Origin of the sequence: Micromonospora saelicesensis (assembly GCF_900091575.1) — a bacterium.
Taxonomy (GTDB): domain Bacteria; phylum Actinomycetota; class Actinomycetes; order Mycobacteriales; family Micromonosporaceae; genus Micromonospora; species Micromonospora saelicesensis.
In genome coordinates this window covers 1,435,124-1,461,201 of the sequence record NZ_FMCR01000001.1, presented here as the reverse complement: position 1 = coordinate 1,461,201, position 26,078 = coordinate 1,435,124, and the positions used below count along the sequence as shown (strand labels likewise).

Sequence of the window (26,078 nt, the reverse complement as noted above, 5' to 3'; positions counted from 1 at the left end):
GTCGCACGAGCTTACCTTTGGGGCACCAATGGTTGGTGTGCCAATGATCGGTACGATAGTCACCGTGCGGAGAGAGGGCAACCGATGAGCGAACGACCGGACGGCGTCGACCCGCTGGCCCTGGAGCAGCAGGTCTGCTTCGCCCTCTCGGTCGCCGCGCGCAGCGTGGTGGCCGTCTACCGGCCGCTGCTGGAGCCGATGGGGCTGACCCACCCGCAGTACCTGGTGATGTTGGCGCTCTGGCAGCACGCGCCGCTGTCCGGCCGCGACCTCAGTCGCCTGCTCCAGCTCGACCCGGGCACGCTGTCACCCCTGCTCAAGCGGCTGGAGGCGGCCGGCTACCTGCGCCGGGAACGCGACCCGAACGACGAGCGCAGCCTCGCGGTCACCCTCACCGCCAGCGGTGCCGCGCTGCGGAGTCAGGCCGAGCTGATCCCGGCCGCGATCGTGCAGCGGCTCGGGCTGCCCGTCGAGGACCTGCAACACCTGCACGCGGTGCTCACACAGCTGATCTCGGCCGCCAACCGACCGGCCGCCCCAGAGGCCGACGCGGCGGCTCAGGCGTCGGCGTAGACGGCGAACCCGCGCTCGGCGCAGCGCCGGTAGAACGCGGCCAGCACGCCCAGCTCGGCGCAGGTGAAGTTCCACTGCGGCGGGTCACCGCGCTCGTCGCGCAGCGCGTCGAGCCGGCTCTCCAGCCAGCGCAGCTGCTGCTCGGCCAGCCGACCGTCGCCGAGCAGGGAGCGCAGCACGGTGCTCACCGACTCGAAGGTGACCGCCTCGCCGGTCGCGCGGTGCGCGGCCACGAACCGTTCGATGCCGCTCGCGATCCAGGAGCAGCCGTCCGGGTCGATCACCGGGTCCTCGTCCTCGGCGGCGGCGTCTGTGGCGTACAACACACCTTCGAGGCCGAGCAGCAGATCCACCAACTCGGTGTACGCGGTCGCCCGGATGGTGCCGGTCTTCGCGATCAACTCGGCCAGCGCCGCGGTCGGCGCGGAGATGCGCGGCAGGTCGACGATCTCGCCGAAGTCGACGAACTCGGCCGGCGCGACCGGATCGTAGAAGCGGCCGGTCCGCGGCCAGTGCACCGCGACGTTGTCCAGCCCCATCTGTCACCTCTTAAAGAGCACGTGTCGGGTCGATCGGGTCGATCGTCCCGGTTCCAACCGGTAAAGATCAAGGCTGGTTCCGGGGCGCCGCAAACGTACGGCACGGACGCTTTGGCCGCGACCCCCGACCCGCCCGACCGCGGGTCAACCCGTTCCGGGGCGGCGCGTGCGATGGGGGCATGGCGTGTGGGGGGAGTCGTGGGCGACGGGGTTCTGCCGGCTATGGACTTCTCAGCCGCCTCTCTGAGGGTGCCGAGTGGTGGTTCTGTCCCCCACGCACAGTAGGATTGACAGTGAGACGAAGACCCGGTGCGGGAGTGGGACGGGGCCGGTGGCCCCAGATTCATTCTCCACGTCGGGTCGAGCCGATCGCGATCCGCGGGCAACCGCGGCGACCGGCGCGTTCGACCCGCTGTCCGGAGGTCTCCGGCGCCGGTCCACGCGCCGACGTCGCGTCCTGTCCGCCGAACCCGCGCCCGACGCGCCCTACCGGCGCGGCTGACGCGAGAAAGTGGCCGAGGGTGGCAGCGCAGGACAAGCAGGAGTACGGCGCAGAGTCGATCACCGTTCTCGAGGGACTGGAGGCGGTTCGCAAGCGGCCCGGTATGTACATCGGGTCCACCGGCGAGCGCGGTCTGCACCACCTCGTCTGGGAGGTCGTCGACAACGCGGTCGACGAGGCGCTGGCCGGATACTGCGACACCATCGACGTGGTGCTGCTCGCCGACGGCGGCGTCCGGGTCACCGACAACGGCCGTGGTTTCCCCGTCGACCTTCACCCGAAGCTCAAGAAGCCCGGTGTCGAGGTCGCGTTGACCATCCTGCACGCGGGTGGCAAGTTCGACGGCAAGGCGTACGCGGTCTCCGGCGGTCTGCACGGCGTCGGTGTCTCCGTGGTGAACGCGCTCTCCACCAAGATGTTCGTCGAGATCCACAAGTCCGGTTCCGTGTGGCGGCAGCACTACACCAACTCCAAGCCGAGCGCGCTGGAGAAGGGCGAGGCCACCGACAGCACCGGCTCGGCGGTCTCCTTCTGGCCCGACCCCGACGTCTTCGAGACCGTCGACTTCGACTTCCAGACCATCTACCGGCGCCTGCAGGAGATGGCCTTCCTCAACCGCGCCCTGCGCATCCACCTGCTCGACGAGCGGGTGGCCGAGGAGGAGGACGGCCGGCAGCGCGAGGTCACCTTCTACTACGAGGGCGGCATCGCGGACTTCGTCCGGCACCTCAACGCCTCCAAGAGCCCGATCCACAAGACCGTGGTCGAGTTCGAGGCCGAAGAGGAGGGCATGTCCCTCGAGATCGCCATGCAGTGGAACGAGTCGTACGGCGAGTCGGTCTACACCTTCGCCAACACGATCAACACTCACGAGGGCGGCACCCACGAGGAGGGCTTCCGGTCCGCGCTGACCAGCGTGGTCAACCGGTACGGCACCGACAAGAAGCTGCTCAAGGGCGACGAGAAGCTCTCCGGCGAGGACATCCGCGAAGGGCTCGCGGCGATCATCTCGGTCAAGCTGGCCAACCCGCAGTTCGAGGGTCAGACCAAGACCAAGCTGGGCAACACCCCGGTGAAGAGCTTCGTGCAGCGGGTCTGCAACGACCGGCTGGTCGACTGGTTCGACCGGAACCCGGCCGAGGCCAAGATGATCATCACGAAGGCGTCCCAGGCGGCCCGCGCCCGGATCGCCGCCCAGCAGGCGCGCAAGCTGGCCCGGCGCAAGTCGCTGCTGGAGTCCGGCTCGATGCCGGGCAAGTTGGCCGACTGCCAGTCGACCGACCCCCGCGAGTCCGAGGTGTTCATCGTCGAGGGTGACTCGGCCGGCGGCTCGGCCAAGCAGGGTCGCGACCCACGGACCCAGGCGATCCTGCCGATCCGCGGCAAGATCCTCAACGTGGAGAAGGCCCGGATCGACCGGGTGCTGAAGAACAACGAGGTCCAGGCGCTGATCACCGCGCTGGGCACCGGCATCCACGACGACTTCGACATGGAGAAGCTGCGGTACCACAAGGTGGTGCTGATGGCCGACGCGGACGTGGACGGCCAGCACATCCAGACGCTGCTGCTCACCCTGCTGTTCCGCTTCATGCGTCCGCTGGTCGAGATGGGGCACGTCTACCTGGCCGCCCCGCCGCTCTACAAGATCAAGTGGAACAAGAAGGGCGACGACGCCCAGTACGCGTACTCCGACCGCGAGCGGGACGGTCTGATCGTGCTGCGCCAGCAGAAGAAGCCGAACGCCAAGCCGGACGACATTCAGCGCTTCAAGGGCCTCGGCGAGATGAACTATCCCGAGCTGTGGGAAACCACGATGAACCCGGCGACGCGTACCCTGCGTCAGGTCACTCTCGACGACGCGGCGACCGCCGACGAGTTGTTCAGTGTGCTGATGGGTGAGGACGTCGAGGCGCGCCGGTCGTTCATTCAGCGCAACGCCAAGGACGTGCGGTTCCTGGATATCTGACGGACTGCGCCGGATCGGCCGGGCTCTGCCCGGCCGATCCGGCAGTCCACAGAGTTATCCACAGCTTGGCCGGTATCCACAGCCGTTATCCACAGCACGAAAACGACTCTGAGTCTGATAAGGGTATACAGTGACCGATTCTCCCGAGTCCACACCGAACGAGCCCGAGGTCCCCGCCGAGGCCATCGCCGCGGTGGTCGCGCACGACCGGATCGAACCGGTCGGGCTCGAGGTGGAGATGCAGCGCTCCTACCTCGACTACGCGATGAGCGTCATCGTCGGTCGCGCGCTGCCGGACGTCCGGGACGGCCTCAAGCCGGTCCACCGCAAGATCCTCTACGCGATGTTCGACTCCGGCTACCGTCCGGACCGCGGCTACGTGAAGTGCTCCCGCGTCGTCGGTGACGTGATGGGTCAGTTCCACCCGCACGGCGACTCGGCGATCTACGACGCGCTGGTCCGGATGGCGCAGTCCTGGTCGCTGCGCTACCCGCTGGTCGACGGCAACGGCAACTTCGGTTCGCCGGGTAACGACCCGGCCGCCGCCATGCGATACACCGAGTGCAAGCTCGACCCCCTCGCCATGGAGATGCTGCGGGACATCGACGAGGACACCGTCGACCTGCAGGACAACTACGACGGCCGGGCCAAGGAGCCCACCATCCTGCCGTCGCGGATCCCCAACCTCCTGGTGAACGGCTCCGAGGGCATCGCGGTCGGCATGGCCACCAAGATCCCGCCGCACAACCTGCGGGAGATCGGCGCGGCGGTGCAGTGGTGCCTGGAGCACCCGGAGGAGGACGAGGAGACCACCCTCGAAGCCCTGCTCGGCATCGTCAAGGGCCCGGACTTCCCGACCCACGGCCTGATCGTCGGCACCACCGCGATCCAGGACGCGTACCGCACCGGTCGCGGCTCGATCCGGATGCGCGCCGTGGTGGAGGTCGAGGAGGACAAGCGGGGCCGCCCCTGCCTGGTCGTCAGCGAGCTGCCCTACCAGGTCAACCCGGACAACCTCGCCGAGCGGATCGCTGAGCTGATCAAGGAGGGCAAGCTCGCCGGGATCGCCGACATCCGCGACGAGTCCTCCGGTCGTACCGGCATGCGGATCGTCCTGGTGCTCAAGCGCGACGCGGTCGCGAAGGTCGTGCTGAACAACCTCTACAAGCACACCCAGCTCCAGGAGACCTTCGGCGCCAACATGCTGGCCCTGGTCGACGGGGTGCCGCGCACGCTCAACCTGGCCCAGTTCCTCCGCTACTACGTCGAGCACCAGATCGACGTGATCCGCCGGCGGACCGCGTACCGGCTGCGCAAGGCCGAGGAGCGGGCACACATCCTGCGCGGCCTGGGCAAGGCGCTGGACGCACTGGACGAGGTGATCGCCCTGATCCGGCGCTCGCCGACCGTGGACGACGCCCGGCAGGGCCTGATCCGGCTGCTGGAGATCGACGAGATCCAGGCGACCGCGATCCTGGACATGCAGCTGCGCCGGCTCGCCGCCCTGGAGCGGCAGCGGATCATCGACGACCTGGCGAAGCTCGAGATCGAGATCGCCGACCTCAAGGACATCCTCGCCAAGCCGGAGCGGCAGCGGAAGATCGTCTCGGAGGAGCTGGGCGAGATCGTCACCAAGTGGGGCGACGAGCGGCGGACGCAGATCATCCCGTTCGACGGCGAGGTCTCGATGGAGGACCTCATCGCCCGCGAGGACGTGGTCGTCACGATCACCCGCACCGGGTACGCCAAGCGGACCAAGGTCGATCTCTACCGCTCGCAGCGGCGCGGCGGTAAGGGCGTCAGTGGCGCCACGCTGCGGCAGGACGACATCGTCAGCCACTTCTTCGTCTGCTCGACCCACGACTGGATCCTGTTCTTGACGAACAAGGGCCGCGTCTACCGGGCCAAGGCGTACGAGTTGCCGGAGGCCAGTAGGGTAGCCAAGGGCCAACACGTGGCCAATCTGCTCGCCTTCCTACCCGACGAGCAGATCGCGCAGATCATTGAGATCCCGAACTACCAGGTAGCCCCCTATCTGGTACTGGCCACGAAGAACGGCCTGGTGAAGAAGACGCGGCTCGAGGAGTTCGACTCCAACCGTTCCGGCGGCATCATCGCGATCAACCTGCGCGATGAGGACGAGCTGGTCGGTGCTGCGCTGGTTGCGCCGGAGAACGACCTGCTGCTGGTCTCGAAGAAGGCACAGGCGATCCGGTTCAACGCCTCGGACGAGGCGTTGCGGCCGATGGGCCGGGCCACCTCGGGCGTGATCGGCATGCGCTTCACGGACGACGACGTCCTGCTCGCCATGGAAGTCGTGCGGGAAGGTTTGGACGTTCTGGTGGCCACGAACGGGGGATATGCGAAGCGCACCCCGATCGAGGAATACCCGGTGCAGGGCCGGGGAGGTAAGGGCGTGTTGACTGCAAAGATCACCGAACGGCGCGGTGGTCTGGTTGGCGCGGTGGTGATCGATCCGGACGACGAGCTGTTCGCGATCACCAGCAACGGTGGTGTCATTCGGACTCCGGTGAAGCCTGTACGGCGTACGCGTGACCGGAACACAATGGGGGTCAAGCTGATGGACCTCCCGGACGGCGTGACTATCGTGGCGATTGCTCGCAATGCCGACGAGCCTGACGAACAGGACTAGTTGAATGACGGAGACACAGGCGAAGTCGGGGAACACGGGGACCTCGGCCAAACCGGTCGACGAGGAGGCCGCCAAGGGCGGCACACCAGCGACCGGCCGCGCGGCCGTGGGCCGGGCGACGGTCCCCGCCGACGCGCCTGCCCCGAAGTTCACCAGGGCTCCAGGTATGACACCCCCGCCGGAGCAGCCGGGCGAAGATGGCGAGTCCGGCGACAAGACCGAGGCGCCCAGCGCCGAGGCGCCGACGTCGGCCGCCGCCAATCCTCCGGGTCCGGCGGCGGCACCCTCGGCGCGTCCGGCCACCACCCAGCCGATCGGTGTCCGGCCCGGTCAGGCGGCGTCCACCGGGTCCACCGGCACCCAGCCGCGGATCACACCCGGGATGACCCAGCCGCAGCCGGAAGCGGCACGTACGGCCGCCACTGCCGGCCGCCCGGCCAGCGGCGGTGGCCTGCCACCGGGGATCGGCAACGCGTCCGCTGTCGGCGCAGCCCGCGTCGGTGACGCGGTGCGTGCGGCGCGTACGTCGGTCAGCTCGGCCGCCTCCCGCGGGCCGCGTCGGGCCCGGCTGAACCTCAAGCGGATCGACCCGTGGTCCGTGATGAAGTTCGCATTCGCGGTGTCGGTGGTGCTCTTCATCGTCGTGGTGGTGGCCACCTCGGTGCTCTACCTGGCGCTCGACGCGATGGGTGTGTTCCAGAGCGTCAACGAGAGCCTGAGTGACCTGGTCAACGCCGGCGGCGGCCAGAGCACCAGCGGCTTCCAGATCACCGCCAAGGGCGTGATTCTCAGCTCGGCGCTGATCGGCCTGGTCAACGTGGTGCTGTTCACCGCGCTGGCCACCCTGGGCGCGTTCGTCTACAACGTCTGCGCCGACCTGGTCGGCGGGATCGAGCTGACGCTCGCCGAGCGGGACTGAGTGACCGGGACGCCGGGGCACCGCGGAATGCGGTCGCTCCGGCGTCCCGTACTCGGGTAGGTTTTGCAGGCCGCGACGGGCCTGGCTCGCAGGCGCGGACCCCGATTTGGGGCCAGCGGAGCGGATGGGTTAATCTTGCTCGTCGCAACGCGGGGCTATAGCTCAGTCGGTTAGAGCGCAGAGCTGATAACTCTGAGGTCGATGGTTCGATTCCATCTAGCCCCACCGCATGTCGTCCGACGGTAGTCGAGCGCGAGGGGTCGCCCCATGTTCAAGAAGCTGCTGATTCTGGCTGGCGTCGTCGGTGTGGCCGCCGTCGTGTTCAACAAGATCAAGGCGTCGAACGACGAGCGTGCCCTGTGGCACGAGGCGACCACCGCACCCGACCTGCGCTGACGCTCGGCCCGGCGACGAGCGATCGTCGCCACGGCCACCCGCGGGGCCCTAGCTCAACTGGCAGAGCACTGCCTTTGCAAGGCAGGGGTTAGGGGTTCGAGTCCCCTGGGCTCCACCAACAATTTCCCCGGTCGACCTCGGTCCCGAATCCCAGCCGATCAAGGCTCCCGCAGCGGGGCTGCGGCTGCGGCGATCGCTTCAGCGACGCACTCGTAGTCCTTGACCAGCGGGCCGACCAGGCCCGGTTCGGGTTCGACTGCCTCGATCAACCCGCGCACCAGATCGCGAATCCTGGCCTCGTGCGAAGGCTGGCGGTTGCGAGGGTGTCGCCGATGGAAGCTGTGCCATCGGCGTAGGCCGATGTTGACGAGGCGATCTCGGTCATCGGGTGAGGCGATCGGACAGCCCTGCTCCCACAGCTCGGTCAACGCCGCCAGGGCGGCCGCACGAGTTGGTTCGAGCATCCTCGCCTCCACATTGCTTCGATGCAGATCAGTGACGCTAGCCGACGGGCCCTCTCCGCTCCGACGAGCGGTGACGACACAGCGGGCGGCATGCCAGGCGCCGACCGGGGTAGGAGAAACGGCAACAACCCCCCGGAAGTGAGGTGTCATACCAATGCCTACGGCACGCGAGATCATGACGAACGACGTGACCTGTGTCCGCGAGCAGGACGACCTGAAGTCGGCCGCGAAGCGGATGGCCGAGTTGGGGGTCGGTGCTCTGCCGATCTGCGGTGACGACAACCGGCTCAAGGGCATGCTGACCGACCGCGACATCGTGGTGAAGGTGCTGGCCGAGGGTCGGGACCCGGCCAACGTGACGGCCGGTGAGCTGGCCCAGGGTGAGGCGGTGACCATCGGCGCGGACGACGACGCCGCCGAGATCCTTCGCACCATGGGCCAGCACAAGGTACGTCGGCTGCCGGTGATCGATGGCCACGAGCTGGTGGGCATCGTGGCGGTGGCCGATGTGGCCCGTTCCCTCCCCGAGCGCCCGGTCGGCGACCTCATCGAGGCCATCTCCGAGCGCAGCTGACTTCGCGCCCTGTCAATGATCGCCGCCGCCGGTTCGCCGGCAGGCGGCGATTCGCGTACTCCGGCGACCCGTGCAGGCAGGTCGGGGTGGGGTGCAGCATCGGTGCGAGCGTTATGACTCTGGGGTATGAATATGACTCTGAGGAATACCGCTCTCTGCCATCTGGCCGCCGGAGCCGCGGCCGCCGAGCCCCGGCCGCCGAGCCCCGGAGCCGCCCGAGCCGGCAGTGCGGTCAGGCGGGCGGCGTGAGCGGGACGGTCTCGCCGCGGGCGATGGTGCGCACCTGCTTTGCCCAGCCACGACGGCGGGCCTCGTCAACGAAGTGCGCCAGCGGTGAGCGGAACACCGGGTAGTCGTCGTAATGGATCGGCACGGTCAGCTTCGGCCGAACCAGCTCCACCAGGTCCGCGCCCTGGCCGGCGTCCATGGTGAGCAGGATTCCGGCGACCTTCGTGCCGCCGAGGTGGATCAGCATCGCGTCGATGTCCGGGTAGCGTTCCGGGATCGCGGTCAGTAGCGGCCGGTTGAGGGTGTCGCCGGTGACGTAGAGCCGGAACTCCCGCCGCCCGGAGCGTTCCACGTCGATCATCGTGCCCATCACGTCGGGCATCAGCAGGTCCAGCGCGCCCGGGCCGTGCTGGCCGGGCATCGAGGTCAGCCGCAGGGTCGTACCGTCGCGCTGCAGCTCCCGGGACGACCAGGTCGGCAGGCCCTGGGCGGCCTGGAAGCCCCAGCGGCGCAGCTTGCGTTCCGCGGCGGGGGTGGTGACGATGGGCAGCTCGCGGTCCAGTTCCCCACGGGCCACCCGGTCGAAGTGGTCGCCGTGCAGGTGGGAGAGGACCACCGCGTCCAGTTCTGGGAGCTGGGCGATCCGCAGCGCCGGGTCCGTGCGTCGGCGCGACCACAACCCCTTGCCCAGGTACGCCCGTTGACCCCGATGCAGGAAGTTCGGGTCGGTCAACAGGGTGAAGCCGCCGATCCGCAGCACAGTCGTCGCGGTACCGATGAACGTGACCTGGGGTTGCTCCGCCATCGTGTCCACCTCCTGCGGCTCCGGTACCCCGGTCAGCCGCAGGCATGCGACTCAGCTCCCGGCGCCGCTGACGGGCCGACCAGAGCATGCGGGTGGGTCAGGGGTCGGAGCGCGCGATCCGGACGGCGACGCCGTCGAGGATCAACTCCAGCCCGAGCGAGAAGTCCGCGTCGGCGATCGCCTCGTCGGGGGTGTCGGACGGTGGCGCCTCGAACAGCGTCGAGGAGAACAGCCGGGCTGTCTCGGGGAAGCGGTCGGGGTTGACGAGTCGCGCCAGCGCCCGGCCGTAGTCGCGTTCGGCGTCGGCCTGGCCCTGGCCGTCGGCCCTGCCCTCGGCGAGTTCGCTGTACTGCCGTACCGACTGGACCACGTAGCCGCTGATCAGTGACATCGCACCGATCCTGTGCGCCCAGTCGAGGAGGGTGCCGGACATGACCGCCAGCGCGGCCTCCATCCAGGCGATCTGGTGCGGCCCGGAGGGTGGTCCGGCGGCGGGCACGCGCGTCAGCCACGGCCGACGTTGGAACACCGCGCGCTGCGCGAAGGCCCAACGGCGTAGCCCTTCCCGCCAGTCGGGGGCGGCGATGTCCGGCGGTGGGCCCAGTGCGACGTCGGCCATGAGAGTGAGCAGTTCGTCCTTCGAGCCGACGTGCCGGTAGAGCGACATGCTCGTGAAGCCGAGGCTCTTGGCGACCTTGGGAAGCGTCACCCCGTCGAGCCCGTCCCGGTCGGCGATCTTCACCGCGGCGGCGACGACCACGTTGACGTCGAGGGACGCGGGCCGTCCGAGACGCGCCGGCTCTGACATTCCCCACAGCCGGCGCAGCGGCGCCGGAACGAAATCGTCGCTGGTCATGGGCTCCCACGTTCGCCCCGGAAGGTTACGTCCACATCATGACAGACAGCATTAGTGTACGACTGATACTTTCTCCATGAAACTAAAGCCGAGTCACGGGGAGACGACATGGGCATCGACACCGCACCGCGGACTTCGAGAGGGCCGGTGCTGCGCGCCGAGCGCGCCCTCGCGCCGGACCTGGCCCGGGGAGCGATGCTGCTGATCATCGCGCTGGCCAACGTCGCCGGAGTCGTCTTCGCCGGCGAGCCGGGCCTCGACGCCACCCCGGAAGGCGTCGATCGTGGCCTCAACTTCCTGCTCTTCGAGCTCGTCCATGCCCGCGGCTATCCGGTCTTCGCCGTGATGTTCGGCTACGGCCTCGTCCAACTCGCCCGCCGCCAGGACGCCTCCGGTGCCACCCCGAAGCAGGTCCGCGCCGTGCTGTTGCGTCGTAACCTTTGGCTGGTCGTGTTCGGGTTCGCGCACGCCGCGCTGCTGTACTACGGCGATTTCCTCGGCGCGTACGGGATCGTCGGGATCGTGATGACCCTGTTGCTGCTGCGCCGCGGCGACAGGTTCCACAGCGTCGTGCTGGTGCTCTGGGCGCTGTCGGCGGTCGAGATGCTGGTCATCGGTGCGATGGTGGTGAGCGGCATCCTCGGGGGGTCGGGCGGAGCGGCACCGCTGCCGTCGGGCCACGTCGACTCTCTCGCCGCGCCCGGTTACGTCGCGTCCATGCTGGATCGCATCGGCGAATGGCCGGTGCACACGCTGACCGTCCTGCCCTTCATCATGATTGCCTGGCTGGGCATGTGGGCCGCTCGTCGCCGCGTCCTCGAAGAGTTGCCCCGGCACCGGACCCTGCTCACGTGGACCGCCGTCCTCGGCCTCGGCGGCGCAGTCGCCGGTGGCCTTCCGGCTGCCCTGGTCGGTGCCGGATGGCTGCACGTCGACGAGTCGGCCGCCAGTCTGATGCTGCTGCTCCACGGGGTCAGCGGCATGTTCGCCGGACCGGGCTACGTGGCCGTCTTCGGCCTGATCGCCATGCGAGCCAGCCGATCCGGTCCCGTCGTCGGCGCTCTCTCAGCCCTGGGTCAGCGTTCCCTGTCGGGATACCTGTTCCAGTCCGTGGCCTGGCTCGTCCTCCTGGCGCCCTTCACGCTCGCCCTCGGCGACCGGTTCGGCAGCCCCACGGTGACCGGTCTGATCATCGCGGTGGCCGTCTGGCTCACCACCGTCCTGATCGCCCGTCAGCTCGACAAGCGCCGGCAGCCCGGCCCTGCCGAGGTCGTCCTGCGCCGCCTGACCTACCGGCCACGGACGTGATCGCCGCCGCCTGAAGCCGCGTCGGTGCTGGTGGGCCACTGCTGGGCCGAGTCGGGTCCAGTGCGGGAAGCTTCCCGGCACGCTGGTGGCGCCGACGGTCAGTCGGCGGAACCACCGTCCGCCGTAGGCTCGGCACCGGATCCGGTCCGGTTGGGGCGGGCCTCCGGGAGGCGTTCAACCAGCTTGGTGAGCGCGCCGTTGGCGAAGGTCGCGCCGAGTGCCGACCCGGCCCCGATGGTCCAGCCCACCGGCCCGAGCGGGGTGCAGCCGAAGAACTGACTCACCCCCGGGGTCTGCACCACCACGACCAGGACGCCCAGTGACGCCGCCGTGGAGGCCAGCACGGCCGGGCTGGTGCCGCCGGCCAGGATGGTCTGCCCGAGTTGGGTGCCGACCAGCGAGACCAGGGCGACAGTGCCGGCCCGCTGACGGCGTCCGGTGTAGCGGGCCAACGTCCAGCCCGCTGTCGCGCCCAGCGTGGTGGCTGCCGCTCGCAACCCGATCTCCCTGGTGAGGCTCTCGCCGAGCGCCGTGTCCGGGCCCTCCCGGAGCAGCGCGTCGGTGCGGTCCGACGCGGGCGGCCGGACCGCGATGGCCAGCGCCGGCGCCAGGTCGGTGAGCAGGTTGACCAGCAGGAGTTGTCGTCCGGTGAGCGCGGAGCGACCGGTCGCTGCGGCGGTGAGCACACTGAACGCGATCTCGCCGAGGTTGCCGCCGACCAGGATGCTGAGCGCGTGCCGCACCGACGACCACATGGCCCGCCCCTCGATCAGGGTGGCGATGATGGTCTCCAGCCGGTCGTCGGTGACCACCAGGTCGGCTGCGGCGCGGGCCGCCGGGGTGCCCCGTTGGCCGAGGGCGATGCCGACGTCGGCCAGCCGGATCGCCGGGGCGTCGTTGGCACCGTCGCCGGTCATCGCCACGGTCCGCCCGCACTTCTGCAACGCCTGGATGATCCGCACCTTGTGCGCCGGGGTGCAGCGGGCCACCACGTCGGTGTTGGCCAACCGCTCGGCGAGCGCGTCGTCGTCCAGTTGGTCGAGTTCAGCGGCGGTGACCACCCGCTGTTCGGCGTGCTCGCTGATGGTGGCGGCGATCGCCTCGGCGGTGGCCGGGTGATCACCAGTGATCATGATGGTGTGCACGCCGGCCTGCCGGATCCGGCGTACCGCCGGGGCTGCGCTCTCCCGAACACCGTCAGCGAGGGCCAGGAAACCCACAAAGGTCAGCCCTCGAACGTCGGAGTCGGTCACCTTCGGGTCGTTCACCGGGCACTCCGCGACGGCGAGGATCCGGTTTCCCGCGCCGGCCCGGTCGGCGAGCATCCGCTCCAGCTCCGCGCGGCCGGCGTCGTCCAGCGGCTCCTGACGACCGTCCATCCGTCGCGACGAGCAGCGCGGCAGCACCGTCTCCGGAGCACCCTTGACGCTCAACAACAGGTGACCGTCGGTCTGTCCGATGCTCGCGTGGTAGCCGCGGGACGGCTCGAACGGCAGCCCTCCGGCGGCTCGCCACCCGGCGGCACCGGTCTGCTCCACCACTCCGGCCTCCCCGGCGCCCCGACGGACCGCCCGGTCGGTCTGCAACGCCAGCTCCTCCGGATTCTTCGCGGCGGGGGTGGCCCGCAGCGCCGCGGCCAGCGTCATCCGCAGCCGGTCGTCCAACCGGTCCAGCGGGGCGTACCGGTCGCCGACGCTGTCGCCGACCCCGGCGAGCAGCAGCTTGCCCTCGGTGAGGGTGCCGGTCTTGTCGAAGCAGAGTACGTCCACCCGGCCCAGCGCCTCGATGGTGCGCGGGTTGCGGACCAACGCGCCGTGCTCGGCCAGCCGCCGGGCCGCGGCCAGTTGCGCCGCGCTGACCAGGAACGGCAGCCCTTCCGGCACCGACGCCACGGCGAGGTTCGCGGCGGTCGCCGCCGTTTCGGCCAGGGGTACGCCTCGAAGCAGGCCCGCGCCGGCCACCGCCACGGCCGAACCGGCCGCCAACGGGATGGCGGCGCTGGTCAACGAGCCGAGCCGAGCTTCCACTCCACTGGCCGGCGGGTCCTGCTTGACCAGGGCGAGGCTACGGCCGGATTCCGTGTCCGACCCGATCGCCACCACCACGGCAGTGCCGTGCCCGGCGGCGACGGTGGTGCCCTCGTAGAGCATCGAGTGTCGGTCGGCGATGGCGGCGGCCACCACTGGTCGGTTGGACTTGGCGACCGGCAGCGACTCGCCGGTCAGCGACGATTCGTCGGCCTCCAGGCCCACTGACTCGAGCACCCGGCAGTCGGCGGGCACCGAGTCGCCCGGTTCGAGGGTGATGACGTCTCCGAGGACCAGGTCCTCGGCGGCGAGGACCTGCTCGGCCCCGTCGCGACGGACCCGTGCGGTCACCGCCGAACGGGACAGGAGTTCGGCCAGTGACCGTTCGGTGTTGCGTTCGTGCACCGCCCCGATCAGGGCGGACCCACCGACGACACTGCCCACCAGCGCGGCGTCGACCAGCGATCCGAACGACGCGGAGAGCACTGCCCCGGCCACCAGCACCGGGGTGAGCGGGTTGGACAACTCGTCCACGAAGGCACGCAGCAGCCCTCCGCTCCCCGGTCCGGCATTGCCGTTTCCGTCGGCGCCGTGGTGTCGGCGTTGGGCTTCGGCGCTGGCTAGACCGTCCGGGGCGGAGCGCAGGTGGTCGAGCACGGTGCCAACCGGCATGAGGTGCCAGGCGGTTGCCACCGGCGCCGGGGTGTCCGACTGGTCGTGCAACCGGCGGGCCTGCCAGACCCCGTTGGCGAAGGCCAGCCCGGCCGCGCCGTTGACCGCGACGAGCGATCGGCCGGGCAGCTCGGTCGGCGGGGCCGTGAACGCGCCCAGCGCCCCGAGACCGGTGCCGGCCATGGCCAGCCGGATGTTCTGCTGGGCCGTACGCCGAGCCACCCCGGTCGCCTCGATCACCAGGGCCACCACCCGCAGGTCGGCACCGACCAGCAGGTGCGCGCCCCACGGCGGCAGCTCCTCCGGCGCGGCGAACCCGAGACCGCAGTCGGACGCGCCGAGCGCCTTCCGGTCCGCGGAAACCAGCATCACCACGGCGCCGTCGCGCTGCAACGCGCGTACCGACTCGGCCAACTGGTCCCCGCCGGGCAGCATTGCATCGGCGAAGCCGTACCGCTGCTCGTCGCCGCCGGCCACGACCAGCCGCAGGCCGGCGTGTCGGGCGGCGGCGGGCAGGCCGTCGACGCCGGGCGCGGGTTCCGGCTCGACCCGCAACAGGGCGGCGAGCCGGTCGCCGTGGGCGAGGCCGAGGAGTTGGCCGCCGGCCGAGCGCAGCCGTTCGGCATCCGGAATGGTGTCCGGGTCGCGGGCGGGCATCTGGTCCAGCGGCCCGAGCCGCCAGCCGTCCGCCGTACGGGAAGCGGCCGGGTCGTCCGGGTCGAACAATGCGAAGGCCCGCTCGGCCACCTGGTCGACGTCCGCGTCGGCCGCCGGCGCCAGATCGGCCAGTACGCCCCGGTCCGAGCCGAGCACCGCTGCGTCCAGCACGAGCGTGTCGATGCGGTCCAACTCCCGCAGCACACTGCGGTCCATGGCGATCACCCCGCGCCGGGCCAGCATCCGGCCGAGCTGAGCCGCGTATCCCTCGCGGCCGCTGCCCGGCGCCTTCGGTAGCGCGGACAGGCCCAGCGCGGTGGCCCGCTTCGGCCCGGCGAACGGCACCGCCGCCGCGCCGGCGGCTGCGCCGGCGGCAAGCATGCGGTTGATGTACCGCTCGACCGGGCCGTCCGGCTTCGGCCGCGGACGTTCGATCACCGGCCAGCGGGCGGTTGCGCGTTCGGCGTCGCCGGTCAGCCGTGGTTCGGCCTTCTCCCAGGCGGAGAGTTGGGCCCGATCCTCACCCCACTGCACGACCCGTTGGACTCCGTCCAGGACGATGCCCGTCCAGCGGCCGGTCAAGCCCTGCACCACCGCCTCGGCCAGCGGAAACAGGATGTCGGCGCGCGGGTCGGAGCGCAGCCGTTTACCGATGAACTCGTGCAGCTTCGGCTGAAGATCCACTGCGGAGAGCAGGCCGGCCACCTCACCGGGCAACGGCGCGAACGGCAGGATCCGGGTGGCCGCCGAGATGGTCAAGCCCAGTGCGTCCGAGGCGAGCGCGCCGAGGGTGCGCGGTGTGCGCGGCCCTTCCTCCGGTGGGTGCGGCGGTGGGATCTCCGGGTCGGGTTCGTGGTCGCAGGTCCGCTCGACGCGGTCGATAGTGGCGATCAGGTCGCGCAACGTCGGCTCGGGGGTCTGGACGGCGACCACCACCCGGCCGGATGGTGCGTTGACCCGGGCCCAGGCGACCCCGGGCATCTGCTCCAGCGCGCCCTCCACCTGACGGGCCAGCCGGTTGCCACCGTCCTGGCAGACACCGTGCACCTCGATGTGGTGCCGGCCCGGCCGGGACCAGACCCGACGCCGCGTCAGCCCGGCCGACCGGGCCAGCCGGGTCGCGGCCGAGCTGACCGTCCGGGACGCCTCGCCGACCAGGTGCGGCACGCCGAAGGACGGCAGGATGCGGCCGGCAGCGCGACCCGCCGCCGTCATCGAGGCGTACGGCTGGACGGGCGCCGGCCCGGCTCCCCGTTGCCGCTCGTCCTGACCTTGGCCATGTCGTCCTCCCACCGCACTCACGTCCGGCGGCCTGGCTTCCCGACCTGCCATCCGTTATGCCCCGCGACCGGCGGAATTTTCCGCCGTCGCTGGCGCATGGACGGGGTGAGCCGTGGAACCCGACGACTATCACCGGACATGGGGAGGCCGGCATGAGCACGCTTACGCGACACCTCAGCGGTTCACGGGAGAACGTCCAGATGTACAACCGGCGGGTGCAACTGCCGATGCTGGGTGAGGTGGCGGTGCCGCCCCCGGACAAGGTCGCCTACTACGCCGGGCTCGGGGTGCTCGCCGCGCTACAGGTCATCGAGTGGCCGATCGCTGTGGTGATCACCGCTGGCCACCTGCTGGCAGACCAGCATTTTTCCGGACTGGTGCGCGGTGTCGGGGAGGCGCTGCAGGACGCCTGATGAGAGCCGGCTCACCGGACGGTTGACATGAATCAGGGTTGAGGTCGCATGCTCGGTCGATGCCGAGCACAGTCCTCACCGCCGTACCCGCCGCACCGGGGCTCTTCGCACCCCGGCTGCGCGCGATGACGGTCGGCAGCGTCGCGCTGATCTCACTCCTCGCGTTCGAGGCGTTGGCGGTCGGTACGGCGATGCCGACCGTCGCGCGCAGCCTGGACGGGCTGGCGCTCTACGGGATCGCCTTCGGTGGCCCGTTCGCCACCGGTGTGCTGGCCATGGTGGTCTCCGGCATCTGGTGCGACGCCCGGGGTCCCCGGGGGCCGATGTGGCACGGCGTCGCCTGGTTCGTGGTCGGGTTGCTGATCGCCGGGACCGCCCCCGTGATGAGCGCGCTGGTCGTCGGGCGGGTCGTGCAGGGTTTCGGCTCCGGGCTGCTCTCGGTGGCGCTCTACGTGATCGTCGGGCAGGCGTACCCGCAGGAGCTGCATCGGCGCATCTTCGCGGCGTTCGCGGCGGCGTGGGTCGTACCGTCGCTGGTCGGGCCGGCGGTTGCCGGCCTGATCGTGGAGTACCTGGGCTGGCGGTGGGTTTTCCTGGCGGTGCCGGCGGTGGCCGTGCCGGCGGTGCTGCTGATCCATCCCGGCCTGCGGTCGCTGGCCCGGAGTGCGGCAACGAGCCCGCCGGCGGGTGCGGCCGCGCGGATCGGTTGGGCGTGCGGGGCCGCGGTGAGTGCCGCACTGCTGCACATCGGGGGGCAGCAGCGCGGCGCCACCGCAGTGGTGCTGGTCGCGTTCGCCGTGGTCGGCCTGCTGGTCTGTGCCCCGCGCCTGCTGCCGGCCGGGTTCCTCCGGGCCGCGCGAGGGTTGGCCACCGTGGTGGGGCTGCGTGGCCTGGCGTCGGCGGCCTTCGTCGGCGCCGAGGTGGTCATCCCGCTGATGCTCTCCCGGGAACGGGGTCTCTCGCCGACCGCGGCCGGGCTGGTCCTCACTGTCGGCGCGCTGGCCTGGTCGGCGGGCTCCTGGTTGCAGGGCCGGATCCCGGTGCCGGCGTCGCGGGCCAGCCTGCCGCGTGCCGGGCTGAGCTGCATCACTGTCGGCACCGCCACGGTGGCGCTGGCCGTACGGCCCGAACTGCCGGTGGCCGTCGCCGTGGTCGGTTGGGCGGTCGCCGGTCTCGGCATGGGGTTGCTCTATCCGTCGTTGTCGGTGCTCACCCTGGAGTTGTCCGCGCCGGGTGAGCAGGGTCGCAACAGCTCGTCACTGCAACTGAGCGACTCCCTCTTCGCGGCGACGGTGCTCGCCCTGACCGGGGCCGTGTTGGCGGCGGGAAGTGCGCCGGGCCCGGCGAGCTACACGACGACGCTGGTGGTGACAGCGGGACTGGCGCTGCTCGGGGCGCTGCTCGCCGGCCGGGTCGTGGTGGGCGGGGGTGCGCGACCCGCCGGGTGATCGGCGGATTCGGCCGCGTCCCACCCGCTCGTGCCGGGAGGATGGCGGGCGATGAACTTCCTGACCGTGCTGCCGCTCGCCGTGGTCATGGTCGCCGGGACGCAGTTGGTGGTGGCGGTCTTCCTGGCCTCATCGGATCGGCCCCGGGCGGCGTCGCTGGGCTTCCTCGCCGGCGCGGGGCTGGTGGTCGCCGCCGGGGTGACGTTTGCCTGGTTGTTGACGAAGCTGGTGGGTGGAGTGGTCGCCGACGCCAGCGCCGTGGCCGGGAAGGTCGATCGCGGCCCCGCCATCGACCTGGTGGTGCTGGCCCTGCTCGTGATCCTGGCCGTGCTGATCTGGGTACGCCGGGACCGCTCCGGACCGCCGCGCTGGCTGGGGAGCATCGAGCACGCCGGTCCGCCGCAGGCGCTGCGGCTGGGTGCGCTGCTCTTCGTGGCGACGCCCACCGACGACCTGACCATGGCCACCGTCGGGGCGAGCGTGGCCCGACACGACCTGCCGTGGTGGCACCTGGTGCCGTTCGTGTTGGTCACCGTGCTCCTGCTCGCGCTGCCTCTGCTGGCGTTGCTGCTGTTGGGGAGCAGGGCCTCGCGGGTGCTGACCCGGATGCGGGAGTGGGCCGAGGGGCACGCGTGGATCGTCAACGAGATCGTGATCGCGTTCTTCGCGCTGCTCACCGTGTTGGACCTGATCCGCTCGGGGTGAGCCGCCGCCCAACCCTGTCACAGGATGCCGCGCCGTTTCGTCAAGGTCAGGTCAAGCGAGTGGGAGGACGAGATGAAGGTTCTGGTCACCGGGGCGTCCGGCAGTCTGGGCCGTGCGGTGCTGGGCCGGTTGCGCGACGACGGGATCAGCGTCCGGGCCACCAGCCGCCGGCCGCCCGCCGGCTCGGACGTGGAGTGGGTGGTGTCCGACCTGGCCACCGGGGACGGGCTGACCGAGGCGGTGACCGGGGTGGACGCCGTGCTGCACCTGGCGTCGGCCCCTCGGGGTCGGCAGACCCACCAGGTGGACGTGTTGGGCACCCGCCGGCTGGTGGTGGCCGCCGGCACGGCCGGTGTGCGGCACATCGTCTACATCTCGATCGTCGGGGTTGATCGGGTGCCGATCCCGTACTACCGCTACAAGCTCGCCGCCGAGCAGGTGATCGCGGCCGGTCCGGTGCCATGGTCGGTGCTGCGGGCCACCCAGTTTCCCCAGTTCCTGGACGACATGCTGACCGCCAGTGCGCGGCTGGGCCCGGTGATCGGGGACCGGGCGGTGCTCGCCCAACCGGTCGACCCGGGCGAGGTGGCGGCGCGGCTGGCGGCCCGACTGGTCGCCGGCCCGTTGGGCGGTATCGAGGAGCTGGGTGGGCCGCAGGTGCTCCGCTTCGACGAGGCCGCCCGGGCGTGGCTGGCGGCCCGAGGCTCGCGCCGACCGTTGCTGCCGGTGCGGATTCCCGGCCGACTCGGTCGCGAGCTGCGGGCCGGTGGTCTGGCCACCGAGGCACTGCCCCGGGGCGTACGTACCTGGGCCGACCACCTGGCCGACACGTACGGGGGAACCAGCCGGAAATGAGAGCAACAACGGTTCACGTTCGTCTTACCGTGACGCCATGTTCGCTGTCGTCACCACTGTGATCCTCTACGTCTTCGGCTTCGTCTTCCTCTACGGCGTGATCCGGCTGGGTGTCCGGCACGCGTTCGAGGATCTGGAGCTGCAACGGGCCAAGGCCCAGCGCGAGGAGGAGTTGGCGGCCTCCCGCGACCGCTCCTTCATGCGCGACAACGCTTTCCTCGCCGGCAGTTGAGCGCCGGATCGATCCGGCCCGGCCCGGTGGCGTCGCCGGGGGGTCGGGGAGCCGCTGGGCGGTTCGGCGTCGCGGATGCGAGGATCGCACCCGTGATGGGAACGCTGAAGACCGAACCGGCCCGCGCCCGCCTGGATCTGCTCGCCCCGCCGGTCGCGGAGGCCATCGCGCAGTGGCCGGCCGACGCGCCGGTGGACGTCAACGACGTGCTGGTCGCGCCGATCGACGCCGACCTCGCCGACACCGCGGCGTTCTGCGCGGCGTACGAGGTGGGGTTGGACGTGTCGGCCAACTGTGTCGTGGTGGCGGGCAAGCGCGAGGGCGTGGTGCGCTACGCGGCCTGCATCATCCTGGCCACCACGCGGGCCGACGTGAACGGGGTGGCCCGCCGGGCGCTGGACGTCCGTAAGGCGAGCTTCGCCCCGATGGACGACGCTGTGGAGTTGACCGGCATGGAGTACGGCGGCATCACCCCGATCGGGCTGCCGGCCCAGTGGCCGATCCTGGTGGACGCGCGGGTCATCGCCACACCGCACGTGATCGTCGGGTCCGGCGTACGGCACAGCAAGATCGCGCTGCCGGGGCCGGCGTTGGGCGCGCTGCCCGGCGCCCAGGTGGTGGAGGGGCTGGCCAGGCCTGTCTGACCAGGCATCGGCATCGATGTTGTTGCACGTGAAACATCGTGATCATCGATGCCGGACGCCCGGCCGTCGGTGACTCAGTGTGAGTGCGCTGCGGACTCGCGCTGCTCGACCTCGGCGAACGCGGCGAGCAGCGTCTGCACTTCCTGCGCACCGGAGACCGCGTACTTTCCGGCCAGCACGAAGGTCGGCACGCTGGTGATGCCCAGATCCCTGGCGGCGGCCAGGTCGGCGGCGACGTCGGCGACGCGCTCGTCGGAGTCGAGGAACCGGCGTGCGTCGGCCGCGTCCAGGCCGATCTCACCGGCCAGGGTGGCCAGCGCCTCCCGCGAGCCGACGTCGACACCGTTGTTGAAGTGCGCCTGGTAGAGCGCCTCCACCATTTCGGCCGCCCTGCCCTGGTCGCTCGCCCAGGAGACCAACCGGTGCGCCTCGAAGGTGTTGGCGATCACCGCGCGGTCGTAGTCGAGCCGCAGCCCGTCGGCCGCCGCGACCTGGGTCACGTGGTCGACCATCTGCCGGGCGCGCTCCGGGCCGCCGAACTTGCCGGCCAGCGCCTCCACCAGCGGCTGGGGCTTCGCCACCGGCGACGGGTCGAGCTGGAACGGTCGGTAGCGGACCGTCACCTCACCCTCGTAGCTGGCGAGGGCCTGATCCAGGCGGCGCTTGCCGATGTAGCACCACGGGCAGATGACGTCCGCGTAGATCTCGATCTCCATGATCGGTGCCAACCTCGCGGTCAGCCGAGTTGTTCCCGGATCTGCCGCTTGAGACGGCCCAGGATCGCCGTGCCGCCGCGAATCCGCAGCGGGCTGATCGCCTGGGCCAGCCCCATTCGCTGATAGAGGTCGTCCGGCACGGCCAGCACCTGCTCGGCGCTCGCCCCCGCCAGCCCCTCGGCGAGGATCCCGGCGAACGCCCGGGTGGTGGGCGCCTCCGGCGGGCAGTCGAAGAGCGTCTCCACGGTGCCTTCCGGGGTCACCCGGGCGCGCAGGAAGAACGCCGTCTGACACTCGGGCACCTGTTCCATGCCCTCGCGCTCCGCGGTGCCCTCCGGCAGCGCCGGGAGGACGTCCGAATACTCCAGGAGCAGCTCCAGCACCAGGTCGCGCGGCGCGGCGGCGAACTCGTCGACGATCTCGGCCAGTCGGGCCGGCATGTCAGCCATGCGTCGAGGCTACCGCCGTCGTGCGGGGGCCCCGGTCACACGGTGGGCGACTGCTCGCTGATCTCGCTGAGCGCGCTGGTGGGGTCGAGCTGCATGGCCAGGTCGCCGAGCGAGACGATCCCCACCAGCTTGCGGTCACTGTCACAGACCAGCACGCGTCGGATGCCCCGATCCCGCATGAGCGCCGCCGCCTCACCCGCCGTGCAGTGCTGCTCGATCATGACGACCTCGCGGGTGACGATCGAGCCGATGGTGGTGGCCGCGGGGGAGCTGTTCTCCGCCACGGCCCGCACCACGATGTCCCGGTCGGTGAGCATGCCGGCGAGGCTCGCGCCGTCGGTGACCACCACATCACCGATGTCGGCCTCCTTCATCACCCTGGCCGCCTCGTCCAGGGTGGTCTCGGCCGGCAGGTACACGACCTGCTTGGTCATCACGTCACTGACCCGGTAACCGGTCATGAGAGCCTCCGAAGACGTTTCCACCCGATCCGACTGCACTACCCTGTGACGCGACAGCTACACCAGGCTCGCACGTTCCTGGCGTACCTCGTGGACGAGTCGATCCACCAGACCGTCCAGCGGCAACTCGGTGCGCCCGTCGCCGGCCCGCTCGCGCAGCTCGACGTACCCCTCGGCGAGCCGGCGGCCGACCACGACGGCCCGGGGGATGCCGATCAGCTCGGCGTCGGTGAACTTGACCCCGGCCGAGACGTGCGTGCGGTCGTCGACCAGCACCCGCAGGCCGGCGGCGGCGAGACGCCCGCCGAGCTCCAGCGCCGCGTCGAGCTGCGGGCCCTTGCCCGCAACCACCAGGTGTACGTCACACGGCGCGACTGCCGCCGGCCAGACCAGTCCCCGGTCGTCGTGGTGCTGCTCGGCGATGGCGGCCACCGCCCGGGAAACCCCGATGCCGTAGCAGCCCATGGTCGGCCGGACCGGCTTGCCGGCCGGCCCGAGCACGTCGACAGCGAAGGCGTCGGTGAAGCGGCGGCCGAGCTGGAAGATGTGCCCGATCTCGATCCCCCGCCGGATGGTCAGCTCGCCCACCTCGCATTCCGGGCAGGGGTCGCCGGCGCGGACGTCGGCCGCCTCGATGGTGCCGTCGGGGGTGAAGTCCCGTCCGCACACCACGTCGGTCGCGTGTCGGCCCGGCTCGTTCGCCCCGGTCAGCCAGGCAGACCCGGTCACCACCCGAGGGTCGACCAGGTAGCGGATGCCCAGCTTGTCGAGCAGTTGCGGGCCGATGTAGCCGCGAACCAGCTCCGGATGCTCGGTCCACTCCTCGAAGACGCTCACCTGTGCCGGGTGCAGTGCGGCGCCGACCCGCTTCAGGTCGACCTCCCGGTCACCGGGCAGCCCGACGACCAGGAGCTCGGCCCGGTCGGCACCCGGCTGACGAACTGACAACACGACGTTCTTCAGGGTGTCCGCGGCGGTCCAGCCGTCCCGACCGCCCAACCGGCGCGCGTTGGCCAACTCCACAAGGCTCGCGATCGTCGCTGTCTCCGGAGTGTCGTGCACCTCGACGGCCGGCTGCGTGCTCGGGTCACCGGCGCTCGGGACCCGGGTGGCCACCGCCTCGGTGTTCGCCGCGAAGTCGCAGGAGGTGCAGCCGACGAAGGTGTCCTCGCCGACCGGCGTCGCCGCCAGGAACTCCTCCGACGCGGAGCCGCCCATCGCGCCGGACATCGCCCGCACCACCGTGTAGTCCAGCCCCAACCGGTCGAAGATCCGCTGGTACGCGGCGCGATGCCGCCCGTACGCCTCCCGCAGCCCCGCCTCGTCCAGGTCGAAGGAGTACGCGTCCTTCATCAGGAACTCCCGGCCACGCAGCAGGCCGGCACGCGGCCGCGCCTCGTCGCGGAACTTCGTCTGCACCTGGAACAGCGTCACCGGGAAGTCCCGGTACGAGCTGAACAGGTCCTTGACCAGCAGCGCCGCCATCTCCTCGTGGGTGGGCGCCAACAGGTGCTCGGCACCGCGCCGGTCGGCGAGGGTGAAGATGTCGTCGCCGTACTCCGTCCACCGGCCGCTGGTGCGGTACGGATCAGCGGGCAGCAGCGCCGGGAAGTGCACCTCCTGGTCGCCGATCGCCAGCAGCTCGCCCCGCACCACCTCGGTGATCCGATCCAGCACCAGCTTGCCCAGCGGCAGCCAGGTGTAGCCGCCCGGTGCGGCCCGACGGATGTAGCCGGCGCGCAGCAGCAGCCGGTGGCTCGGCACCTCCGCGTCGGCCGGATCCTCGCGCAGGGTCCGCAGCAACAGGGTCGACATGCGTAGCAGCATCCGCGCAGCCTAGAGCGGGCGCGTCCGGCCCGGCGATCGAATTCGCTCCGAGGCGGGCGTCACTGTCGGAAGTTGGCGCACCGGGCGGCAACCACCGGAGACCAGCGCGACGTCTGGAAGGGCATCAAGTTCGCCGCACCATGACCCGAAGGATCGGCTCGTGTGGACCCTCTGACGGAGTTCGACTCGTTCGTCCGTACTCGCACGCCGGCGCTGTTGCGCTCGGCCTACCTCCTCACCGGCGACCAGCATCTGGCCGAAGACCTGGTCCAGTCGGCCCTGGCTCGTACGCACCGCTCGTGGAACCGCCTGCACCGCAGCGGCAACGCCGAGGCGTACACCCGCAAGGTCATGTACCACCTGCAAGTGTCCTGGTGGCGCCGCCGTCGGGTTCCCGAGTCGATGCCGGGCGACCTGCCCGAGCCACGCGGAGGCGGCTCGGCGTCCGACCACGCCCAGCAGACCAGCCTGCGGCTCACCCTCAAGTCAGCACTGCTGAGGCTTTCTCCGAAGCAACGTGCCGTGCTGGTGTTGCGGTTCTTCGAGGACCGGAGCGAGGCGGAGACCGCCGACCTGCTCGGCGTCACCGTCGGCACGGTGAAGAGTCAGACGGCCAAATCGCTGGCCAAGTTACGTGCCGTCGCGCCCGAGCTCGCCGAGCTGTACGTCCTGGAAGGAAGCATCCGATGAACGACCAGCGTCTCCGGCTCGACCTGGCCGACCTGGCTGCAGAGGTCGAGCCCGTCGACCTTCGCGACCGCACCCTGCGAGCGTCCCGCCGGCTCGGCATCCAGCGCGCGGTGGCGACCTCGGCCGCCGCCCTCGCGTTGATCGGCGCTGCCACCGGTGCCGCCTTCGTGACCCGCCCGGATGCCAGCGGACCCGCGCCGCTGCCGGCGGACACCCCTTCGGTCACCGTGGCGCCCACGCCGACCGATTCCCCGCTGAACCCGTCGCCCACCGTGTCTCCCGACATTTCGGGAAGCCCGGATGATTCAACGGCGAAGGTGTTGGCCGGCACGCTCTACTACCTCGGTCGCACGTCGAAGGACGCAGTCGTCCACGCCGTCCAGCGTGGAGCCGATCGCACGGTGGCCCGGATACCGCTCGGCGGTGAGCCGTGCGTCGGCAACTCCATCACCGTCTCGCCGAACGGGCAACGGCTGGCCTGGGTGGAGGACGCCGATGCGGCGGGCTTCGGTGCGCTGATGACCGCCGCCATCGACGGGACGCGCAAGCGGAAGCTCGCCACCGAGGTCGGCTGTCTCGGCAGCAGGGCACTGGTGTGGATGGGCAGTGACCGCCTGATGGTCCGGCAGAACGACGGGGCGTCCGTCCTGATGAACGTGGTCACCGGTAAGCCTGTTGATGGTGATCCGGGTCAGGAGACGGACCGGTGCTGGTCCGCCGACGGTCGTTACCTCGCTGCCGCGGACGAGTCGGGGCCGTTCGTCTCCGGCCCGGGAAGCCGTCGCCACTACACCTACGAGCCGCCGAGCGAAGATGCCGACAAGTACGACGGTTGGAGCGCCCGCAGCGTGTCCATGGACGGTCGCTACGTGGCGGTGGGTTGGAAGGGGACCGACCCGTCTCGTCGCGACGACAGCCACGCGGTCGTCGACGTCGCCACCAGCAAGGTCAAGAAGCTGCCGGTCAACGGGGAAGTCAGGAACATCTTCTTCACCTCCGACAAGTTGGTCCTGGTCCGGAACGCGGATCGGATCGTCGTGCTCGACGCCGGGTTCGGGGTGCTGGGCGAGGTCGTCGAGGCCCGCGACACCCGAGGGCTGGCGCTGCTCGCGTACGCGCCCTGACGGCTGATCGGCCGTTGACGGCCGGGCGGAGCCTGGACCAGGCTCCGCCCGGCCGTCGCTCAATGACCTGTGACACGTCGGCAGATCGGGGCAC

At 70.6% G+C, this 26,078-nt stretch carries 24 protein-coding genes and 2 tRNA genes; 17 read left to right on the top strand and 9 right to left on the bottom strand.

Annotated features, from left to right (window positions below; all coding sequences use genetic code 11):
• Positions 1-84 precede the first annotated feature (84 nt).
• Positions 85-573 carry a MarR family winged helix-turn-helix transcriptional regulator gene (locus GA0070561_RS06910; protein WP_091396530.1) on the top strand — a complete coding sequence of 163 codons (489 nt, stop codon included), beginning with the start codon at positions 85-87 and terminating at the stop codon, positions 571-573.
• On the opposite strand, the gene GA0070561_RS06905 is transcribed toward GA0070561_RS06910, so the two are convergent.
• Positions 558-1,112, bottom strand: a complete 555-nt coding sequence (locus tag GA0070561_RS06905) for a hypothetical protein (RefSeq protein WP_091396527.1) — start codon at positions 1,110-1,112, stop codon at positions 558-560. The two genes, GA0070561_RS06910 and GA0070561_RS06905, sit on opposite strands and share 16 nt — an antisense overlap.
• A gap of 521 nt (positions 1,113-1,633) precedes the next feature.
• Between GA0070561_RS06905 and gyrB the strand changes: the two genes are divergently transcribed.
• From gyrB to GA0070561_RS06880, 6 genes are all read left to right on the top strand, one after another.
• Positions 1,634-3,580: a DNA topoisomerase (ATP-hydrolyzing) subunit B gene (gyrB, locus tag GA0070561_RS06900; protein WP_091396524.1), complete on the top strand. Its 1,947-nt coding sequence runs from the start codon at positions 1,634-1,636 to the stop codon at positions 3,578-3,580.
• A gap of 130 nt (positions 3,581-3,710) precedes the next feature.
• Positions 3,711-6,233 (top strand): DNA gyrase subunit A, encoded by a 2,523-nt coding sequence (gene gyrA / locus GA0070561_RS06895; RefSeq protein WP_091396521.1) that lies wholly within the window; start codon positions 3,711-3,713, stop codon positions 6,231-6,233.
• A gap of 4 nt (positions 6,234-6,237) precedes the next feature.
• Positions 6,238-7,152 carry a DUF3566 domain-containing protein gene (locus tag GA0070561_RS06890; protein ID WP_091396518.1) on the top strand — a complete coding sequence of 305 codons (915 nt, stop codon included), beginning with the start codon at positions 6,238-6,240 and terminating at the stop codon, positions 7,150-7,152.
• A 151-nt stretch (positions 7,153-7,303) separates the two neighbouring features.
• Positions 7,304-7,377, top strand: a tRNA-Ile gene (locus GA0070561_RS06885).
• 42 nt (positions 7,378-7,419) lie between these two features.
• The gene (locus GA0070561_RS34085; protein WP_209444550.1) at positions 7,420-7,548 is read left to right on the top strand and encodes a DLW-39 family protein; all 129 of its coding nucleotides are present in this window, start codon (positions 7,420-7,422) and stop codon (positions 7,546-7,548) included.
• A 42-nt stretch (positions 7,549-7,590) separates the two neighbouring features.
• A tRNA-Ala gene (locus GA0070561_RS06880) sits at positions 7,591-7,666 on the top strand.
• A gap of 40 nt (positions 7,667-7,706) precedes the next feature.
• Here the strand turns inward: GA0070561_RS06880 and GA0070561_RS06875 are convergent.
• Positions 7,707-8,012, bottom strand: coding sequence for a hypothetical protein (locus GA0070561_RS06875; RefSeq protein ID WP_091396515.1), 306 nt, complete (start codon positions 8,010-8,012; stop codon positions 7,707-7,709).
• 154 nt (positions 8,013-8,166) lie between these two features.
• Here GA0070561_RS06875 and GA0070561_RS06870 point away from each other — a divergent pair, with 154 nt between their 5' ends.
• On the top strand, positions 8,167-8,586 hold the full coding sequence (locus GA0070561_RS06870) for a CBS domain-containing protein (RefSeq protein WP_091396513.1): 420 nt from the start codon (positions 8,167-8,169) through the stop codon (positions 8,584-8,586).
• 232 nt (positions 8,587-8,818) lie between these two features.
• On the opposite strand, the gene GA0070561_RS06865 is transcribed toward GA0070561_RS06870, so the two are convergent.
• A complete protein-coding gene (locus tag GA0070561_RS06865) occupies positions 8,819-9,619 on the bottom strand; it encodes an MBL fold metallo-hydrolase (RefSeq protein ID WP_091397524.1) in 801 nt (266 codons plus the stop codon).
• Positions 9,620-9,716: 97 nt separating this feature from the next.
• Entirely contained in the window at positions 9,717-10,475 is a 759-nt protein-coding gene (locus GA0070561_RS06860; RefSeq protein WP_091396510.1) for a TetR/AcrR family transcriptional regulator, read from the bottom strand.
• Positions 10,476-10,583: 108 nt separating this feature from the next.
• Between GA0070561_RS06860 and GA0070561_RS06855 the strand changes: the two genes are divergently transcribed.
• The gene (locus tag GA0070561_RS06855; RefSeq protein ID WP_091396507.1) at positions 10,584-11,783 is read left to right on the top strand and encodes a DUF418 domain-containing protein; all 1,200 of its coding nucleotides are present in this window, start codon (positions 10,584-10,586) and stop codon (positions 11,781-11,783) included.
• A gap of 98 nt (positions 11,784-11,881) precedes the next feature.
• Here GA0070561_RS06855 and GA0070561_RS06850 read toward each other — a convergent pair whose 3' ends face one another.
• Positions 11,882-16,354, bottom strand: coding sequence for a cation-translocating P-type ATPase (locus GA0070561_RS06850; RefSeq protein WP_091396504.1), 4,473 nt, complete (start codon positions 16,352-16,354; stop codon positions 11,882-11,884).
• A 218-nt stretch (positions 16,355-16,572) separates the two neighbouring features.
• Between GA0070561_RS06850 and GA0070561_RS06845 the strand changes: the two genes are divergently transcribed.
• The 6 genes from GA0070561_RS06845 to GA0070561_RS06820 all read left to right on the top strand — a co-directional run bounded on the left by GA0070561_RS06845 (position 16,573) and on the right by GA0070561_RS06820 (position 20,717).
• Positions 16,573-16,833 (top strand): hypothetical protein, encoded by a 261-nt coding sequence (locus tag GA0070561_RS06845; RefSeq protein ID WP_091396501.1) that lies wholly within the window; start codon positions 16,573-16,575, stop codon positions 16,831-16,833.
• Between the two features lie 59 nt (positions 16,834-16,892).
• On the top strand, positions 16,893-18,281 hold the full coding sequence (locus GA0070561_RS06840) for an MFS transporter (RefSeq protein ID WP_091396475.1): 1,389 nt from the start codon (positions 16,893-16,895) through the stop codon (positions 18,279-18,281).
• 51 nt (positions 18,282-18,332) lie between these two features.
• Positions 18,333-18,986 carry a GAP family protein gene (locus tag GA0070561_RS06835; RefSeq protein ID WP_091396472.1) on the top strand — a complete coding sequence of 218 codons (654 nt, stop codon included), beginning with the start codon at positions 18,333-18,335 and terminating at the stop codon, positions 18,984-18,986.
• 72 nt (positions 18,987-19,058) lie between these two features.
• Positions 19,059-19,841 carry an SDR family oxidoreductase gene (locus GA0070561_RS06830; protein ID WP_091396468.1) on the top strand — a complete coding sequence of 261 codons (783 nt, stop codon included), beginning with the start codon at positions 19,059-19,061 and terminating at the stop codon, positions 19,839-19,841.
• A gap of 37 nt (positions 19,842-19,878) precedes the next feature.
• Positions 19,879-20,073: a hypothetical protein gene (locus GA0070561_RS06825; RefSeq protein ID WP_091396465.1), complete on the top strand. Its 195-nt coding sequence runs from the start codon at positions 19,879-19,881 to the stop codon at positions 20,071-20,073.
• A gap of 95 nt (positions 20,074-20,168) precedes the next feature.
• A complete protein-coding gene (locus GA0070561_RS06820) occupies positions 20,169-20,717 on the top strand; it encodes a YbaK/EbsC family protein (RefSeq protein WP_091396461.1) in 549 nt (182 codons plus the stop codon).
• Positions 20,718-20,791: 74 nt separating this feature from the next.
• On the opposite strand, the gene GA0070561_RS06815 is transcribed toward GA0070561_RS06820, so the two are convergent.
• From GA0070561_RS06815 to GA0070561_RS06800, 4 genes are read right to left on the bottom strand one after another with little or no spacing between them, the layout of a single operon-like run.
• The gene (locus tag GA0070561_RS06815) at positions 20,792-21,433 is read right to left on the bottom strand and encodes a DsbA family oxidoreductase (protein WP_091396458.1); all 642 of its coding nucleotides are present in this window, start codon (positions 21,431-21,433) and stop codon (positions 20,792-20,794) included.
• Positions 21,434-21,453: 20 nt separating this feature from the next.
• On the bottom strand, positions 21,454-21,882 hold the full coding sequence (locus GA0070561_RS06810) for a SufE family protein (protein ID WP_091396456.1): 429 nt from the start codon (positions 21,880-21,882) through the stop codon (positions 21,454-21,456).
• 35 nt (positions 21,883-21,917) lie between these two features.
• Positions 21,918-22,343, bottom strand: coding sequence for a CBS domain-containing protein (locus tag GA0070561_RS06805; RefSeq protein WP_030487636.1), 426 nt, complete (start codon positions 22,341-22,343; stop codon positions 21,918-21,920).
• Positions 22,344-22,400: 57 nt separating this feature from the next.
• Entirely contained in the window at positions 22,401-24,170 is a 1,770-nt protein-coding gene (locus GA0070561_RS06800; RefSeq protein ID WP_091396452.1) for a proline--tRNA ligase, read from the bottom strand.
• A 162-nt stretch (positions 24,171-24,332) separates the two neighbouring features.
• Between GA0070561_RS06800 and GA0070561_RS06795 the strand changes: the two genes are divergently transcribed.
• Both GA0070561_RS06795 and GA0070561_RS06790 read left to right on the top strand, forming a co-directional pair.
• Positions 24,333-24,860 (top strand): SigE family RNA polymerase sigma factor, encoded by a 528-nt coding sequence (locus tag GA0070561_RS06795; protein WP_091396449.1) that lies wholly within the window; start codon positions 24,333-24,335, stop codon positions 24,858-24,860.
• The gene (locus GA0070561_RS06790; protein WP_091396446.1) at positions 24,857-25,984 is read left to right on the top strand and encodes a hypothetical protein; all 1,128 of its coding nucleotides are present in this window, start codon (positions 24,857-24,859) and stop codon (positions 25,982-25,984) included. The genes GA0070561_RS06795 and GA0070561_RS06790 overlap by 4 nt, the downstream gene beginning before the upstream one ends.
• Positions 25,985-26,078 lie beyond the last annotated feature (94 nt).

Bases quoted from the DNA above. Each gene is read 5' to 3' on its own strand.
- GA0070561_RS06825 (WP_091396465.1), top strand. From the start codon at position 19,879: ATGTTCGCTGTCGTCACCACTGTGATCCTCTACGTCTTCGGCTTCGTC.
- GA0070561_RS06850 (WP_091396504.1), bottom strand. From the start codon at position 16,354: ATGACGGCGGCGGGTCGCGCTGCCGGCCGCATCCTGCCGTCCTTCGGC.
- GA0070561_RS06890 (WP_091396518.1), top strand. From the start codon at position 6,238: ATGACGGAGACACAGGCGAAGTCGGGGAACACGGGGACCTCGGCCAAA.
- GA0070561_RS06820 (WP_091396461.1), top strand. From the start codon at position 20,169: ATGGGAACGCTGAAGACCGAACCGGCCCGCGCCCGCCTGGATCTGCTC.
- GA0070561_RS06800 (WP_091396452.1), bottom strand. From the start codon at position 24,170: ATGCTGCTACGCATGTCGACCCTGTTGCTGCGGACCCTGCGCGAGGAT.
- GA0070561_RS06815 (WP_091396458.1), bottom strand. From the start codon at position 21,433: ATGGAGATCGAGATCTACGCGGACGTCATCTGCCCGTGGTGCTACATC.
- GA0070561_RS06835 (WP_091396472.1), top strand. From the start codon at position 18,333: ATGAACTTCCTGACCGTGCTGCCGCTCGCCGTGGTCATGGTCGCCGGG.
- GA0070561_RS06845 (WP_091396501.1), top strand. From the start codon at position 16,573: ATGAGCACGCTTACGCGACACCTCAGCGGTTCACGGGAGAACGTCCAG.
- GA0070561_RS06810 (WP_091396456.1), bottom strand. From the start codon at position 21,882: ATGGCTGACATGCCGGCCCGACTGGCCGAGATCGTCGACGAGTTCGCC.
- GA0070561_RS06905 (WP_091396527.1), bottom strand. From the start codon at position 1,112: ATGGGGCTGGACAACGTCGCGGTGCACTGGCCGCGGACCGGCCGCTTC.
- GA0070561_RS06830 (WP_091396468.1), top strand. From the start codon at position 19,059: ATGAAGGTTCTGGTCACCGGGGCGTCCGGCAGTCTGGGCCGTGCGGTG.
- GA0070561_RS06875 (WP_091396515.1), bottom strand. From the start codon at position 8,012: ATGCTCGAACCAACTCGTGCGGCCGCCCTGGCGGCGTTGACCGAGCTG.
- GA0070561_RS06910 (WP_091396530.1), top strand. From the start codon at position 85: ATGAGCGAACGACCGGACGGCGTCGACCCGCTGGCCCTGGAGCAGCAG.
- GA0070561_RS06860 (WP_091396510.1), bottom strand. From the start codon at position 10,475: ATGACCAGCGACGATTTCGTTCCGGCGCCGCTGCGCCGGCTGTGGGGA.
- GA0070561_RS06790 (WP_091396446.1), top strand. From the start codon at position 24,857: ATGAACGACCAGCGTCTCCGGCTCGACCTGGCCGACCTGGCTGCAGAG.
- GA0070561_RS06805 (WP_030487636.1), bottom strand. From the start codon at position 22,343: ATGACCGGTTACCGGGTCAGTGACGTGATGACCAAGCAGGTCGTGTAC.
- GA0070561_RS06865 (WP_091397524.1), bottom strand. From the start codon at position 9,619: ATGGCGGAGCAACCCCAGGTCACGTTCATCGGTACCGCGACGACTGTG.
- GA0070561_RS06855 (WP_091396507.1), top strand. From the start codon at position 10,584: ATGGGCATCGACACCGCACCGCGGACTTCGAGAGGGCCGGTGCTGCGC.
- GA0070561_RS34085 (WP_209444550.1), top strand. From the start codon at position 7,420: ATGTTCAAGAAGCTGCTGATTCTGGCTGGCGTCGTCGGTGTGGCCGCC.
- GA0070561_RS06840 (WP_091396475.1), top strand. From the start codon at position 16,893: ATGCCGAGCACAGTCCTCACCGCCGTACCCGCCGCACCGGGGCTCTTC.
- GA0070561_RS06870 (WP_091396513.1), top strand. From the start codon at position 8,167: ATGCCTACGGCACGCGAGATCATGACGAACGACGTGACCTGTGTCCGC.